This window comes from Aquamicrobium segne, assembly GCF_042656785.1.
Lineage (GTDB): Bacteria > Pseudomonadota > Alphaproteobacteria > Rhizobiales > Rhizobiaceae > Mesorhizobium > Mesorhizobium segne.
Genome location: NZ_JBHSLL010000072.1, coordinates 1 through 3,911 on the forward strand (window position 1 = coordinate 1; position 3,911 = coordinate 3,911).

Annotated in this window: 4 protein-coding genes; all 4 read right to left on the bottom strand. The window is 63.2% G+C overall.

Translation table 11 applies throughout. From position 1 onward, the window contains the following. The coding region (locus ACFPLB_RS17500) for an SIMPL domain-containing protein (RefSeq protein WP_378232071.1) at positions 1 to 640 on the bottom strand (640 nt) is incomplete at its 3' end. A 255-nt stretch (positions 641 to 895) separates the two neighbouring features. Continuing rightward, the gene (locus ACFPLB_RS17505; protein WP_378232073.1) at positions 896 to 2,251 is read right to left on the bottom strand and encodes an IS1380-like element IS1247 family transposase; all 1,356 of its coding nucleotides are present in this window, start codon (positions 2,249 to 2,251) and stop codon (positions 896 to 898) included. Between the two features lie 68 nt (positions 2,252 to 2,319). Next, positions 2,320 to 2,568, bottom strand: coding sequence for a signal peptidase II (locus ACFPLB_RS17510; RefSeq protein WP_378232075.1), 249 nt, complete (start codon positions 2,566 to 2,568; stop codon positions 2,320 to 2,322). Continuing rightward, on the bottom strand, positions 2,565 to 3,911 hold a 1,347-nt coding region (locus tag ACFPLB_RS17515), incomplete at its 5' end, for a heavy metal translocating P-type ATPase (RefSeq protein ID WP_378232077.1). The genes ACFPLB_RS17510 and ACFPLB_RS17515, both read right to left, overlap by 4 nt.

Sequence of the window (3,911 nt, forward strand, 5' to 3'; positions counted from 1 at the left end):
CTGCGACCGGGACCTCGGCCGAGTCGCGCATCGCATAGGCCACGGGCATCGGGGATGAACCACCCGATTCACTGATCGACAGTACATCGCCCAGTGTGACCCCGGCAGATTCGGCATAGAGACCGGCCCGCGCCAGCGCATCTTCTACCGCCGCACGCCGCGCCGCATCCCGGGCTGCGGATGGGTCGGCCAGGCCAAAGCTGATGCCGGACAGCTGGTTCGCGCCCTCGCTCACCGCCATATCGAGCACGGTGCCAACCCGGGACAGGTCATGCAGCCGGACCTCGACCGAGCTGCTGGCGGTGTAGCCGACGAGTTTCGGCTCGTGGTTGTCCGGGTAGATGTAGCGCGCACCAAGTGACAGGCCGCTGGTCTGGATATTGGTTGCCGCGATGCCTGCGCTTGCCAGTTCGTCCAGCACCGGGCCGAGCCCGGCGGTCAACAGGTCCATAGCCTCGCGCGCGCTGTCCGCATCCTCGCGCACACCGATGGTGATGGTCGCCATGTCGGGGGCGGTGTTGATGCTGCCGTTGCCGCTCACCGTGATGGTGCGCGGGGGAGAATCGGCCATTGCCGCCAACGGCAGGGAAAGGGCCAAGCCGGTGGCAAGTGCGGCAAGGGGGCGCAGGTTCGGGGTCATCTCGGGTCTCCTTACAAGGGTCGGGATCATCCAGCCTGCATTCCCCAAGTGGCGTGTCGTTTGAGGTGAAGATCGCCTGTATCCGAGCGCTAGACAAGGATTTTCTGCCGCAAGCGGCACCTGCGGTCGCGCAGACTGCTGGATCTGGACGGATCAGACCGCGAAGCCGCTGTTTCCTTGCCCAGGGGCGGCGTTTTTCAGCGCAGCGGACAGATCTGTCCAGCCGCTTTCGTTCAGTTTGAGCGTGGATCGCGATCATGCGCATAGCGGTGGCGCTCGCAATCGGCGGATAGCGGCGAGGATGGCGCGTACCATCGTGCCGGTGACAGCGACCTCGGCCAGCTGGAAGGTGATGGTGCGGGCGTGACGGACCACACGTGCCCCGATCTTGATCAGCTTCAGTTGCAGGCTGGTCAACGACCAGTCGGCCATGGCCTCGGGCAGCTCGATGCAGCGCAAGAAGGTGGCCAGGTTGTACGCCAGGGCGTGCAGTTGCAGCCGCACCTCATTGTCGCGGAACTTCCGGCACGACAGCCGCGTCCAGCGAAAGGCGTATTTGCCCTCTTTGATGTGCTGCTCGGCGGTGCCGCGCTGGTTGTAGAACCGCACCACCCAGTCCGGCTCCATCGGCAGGTTGGTGACGATGAAGCCGACACGCGGGAACAGTTCGCCCGGATGCCATTCGATCTTGGCGATCACCCGGCGTTCCTTGTCCCAGGACGCCGCCTGATACTCGAATTCCTCGAAGAACCGCTTGACCTTGGTCAGTGACGGCCGCCCGACAGGGCGCGTTAGCCGATGCGCGATCTTGTCCTTGAGGACCGCGTTTGCGGGCAGCCGGATGGCGTAGAAGAACCGCGCTTCTTCCAATCGCTCATAGATCGCCGGGATCGCGTAGGCAGCATCGGCCCGGAAGAACCTGCCACCAAGGTCGCGCTCCGCGTAGCGCGCAATGACGGGGTCGAGAACATCACGCCAGCCATCGGCGCTGTGGACGTTGCCATGGCGCAGGGCGCAGCGTTCCAGCATCCCGAACTGGTTGAACAGAAAGTTGGGGTGATAGCAGCTACAGTCGAAATGGCCATTCCAGGCGGACCCTTCCTGGTCGCCATGGGTCGGGCTGACCGAGCTGTCCATGTCCAGAACGATGTACTTCAGCCCGTTACGGTCATGGAACCGGTCGATCCATTGCCCGTTCAGGTCGGCCAGCGCGGCACGGTTCCCGGCCAGAGCCAGCGTCTCGGTCTCGAACCGTCCCATCTGCGATGCCGAGGCCGCTTGTGCATCGACCGCTCTGCCGCCGACAACTTGGCGCATGACCGGATCGCAGGCGAGACGGTTGGCGTCGTTGACATCCTCGTATCCGGCCAGCCGCCCAAAGACTGATTGCCGGAACAGGCCGTCGAGCCGATGGGCCGTGTTCTTGCCAGAGCGAGTATCGCGCAGCGCCGCTGACGCCAAATCGGACAACCCGAGCGCGTCATCAAGCTCGCGCATCACCAGAAGGCCGCCGTCGGAACTGAGCTGCGTGCCGCGAAATTCCAGCCGCACGCGAGGGTCGAAATCCACCCGATCTGCCCGTTGCAAGCCCGCACCCTCTGGGTGATCCATGAAACGCGCCCCTCGCAGCCTTCAACACCATGTTTTATATAGGAAATATAATGGTCAGGACAGCGAAATCAGCGCCTTACTTGGGAAATGTGGGCTAAAGCGGCTTGGCCCGTATCGCCCTCGAAAGCGAACAAACCAAACGACACGCCCTCGTTAAAAGTCAGGTGCAGAGATACGAAGGGCAAGAAGTCGAAAGCAGGGCCATAGGGTTCGAGACTCGCCCGCGCCCATGCCTTCGTTGCAAGATCGAGCGCCGCTCCTATGGCGACTATCAATGCAGCGGGGCCAACCTGCACGCGCTCACTGTTCCGGTTCATTTGCCGCGCCACGTCAGCAGGCGTAGCGCATTTGCCGTAACGAGGACCGTAGCGCCCGTATCGGCGAGAATAGCCATCCAGAGCGTGGTAACGCCGAATAGAGTCGTCACGAGGAAGACGGCCTTCAATCCAAGTGCTATTGCTATGTTCTGCCAGATATTGCCGAGCGTCGTCTGCGATAATTCGATGAGATCGGCGATACCCGTCACCCGGTTTCTGAGCAGCGCGGCATCGGCGGTTTCAAGCGCGACATCGGTGCCCGCACCCATGGCAACGCCAACGGAAGCGGCAGCGAGCGCCGGTGCGTCGTTGATGCCGTCCCCCACCATGGCGATCGGCCCATCAGCCTTGAGGAGGCCGATCTTGGCAAGCTTGGCGTCGGGCAGGAGTTCGGCGCTCGCCTCAAGGCCGAGATGGGCCGCGATGGCGTCGGCCGTGCGCTTGTTGTCGCCGGTCAGCATCAGGGCGCGCACACCCCGATCCGTCAGCCGTTTCACACCTTCGATAGCGTCGTCGCGCGGCTCGTCGCGCAACGCGATCAATCCCTCTAGGGTCTTTCCTTTCATAAGCACGACAACCGTCTTGCCTTGGCTTTCCAACTTAGTGATCGTCTCAGCGATGCTCTCTTCAAAGGCAACCTGTTCAGCAGCGTGCCGAGGAGAGCCGACCGAGGCGAAGCCGTCTTTCAGCCGCGCCGTGACCGCTTTGCCGGGTGTCGCGATGCCGCCGCCGAAGGTGGCGGGCAGTTCGAGCCCGCGCCCCTCTGCTGCCTCCACGATTGCGACACCGAGCGGGTGGCTGGTGTTGCGCTCGACAGCCGCCGCGATGGCGAGAACCGAGTTCTCGTCACCTCTGATCGGCACAATATCTGTCACCTGGGGACGGCCGCGCGTCAGCGTTCCCGTCTTGTCAAAGGCAACCGTTATGACCTTCCCGAGTGTTTCCAGCGCCGCGCCGCCCTTGATCAACAATCCTTGGCGTGCCCCAGCGGCAAGACCGGATGCAATGGCCGCCGGTGTGGAAATCACGAGTGCGCATGGACAGGCAATCAGCAGCGTGGCGAGGCCACGATACACCCATGTCATCCAGTCACCGCCAAAGGCGAGAGGCGGCACGACAACGATCAGAGCCGCGACGACCATCGCGCCCGGCGTATACCAGCGGCTGAAGCGGTCGATCATGCGCGCCGTGGGGGCCTTTGACTCCTGGGCTTCCTCGACCATGTGGATGATGCGAGCAATGGTGTTGTCAGCCGCGACATGGTTGATCGACACCCGAAGCTCGCCATTCGCGTTGATGCTGCCCGCATAGACGGTTGCGCCGGCTTCTTTCAGCACGGGCAC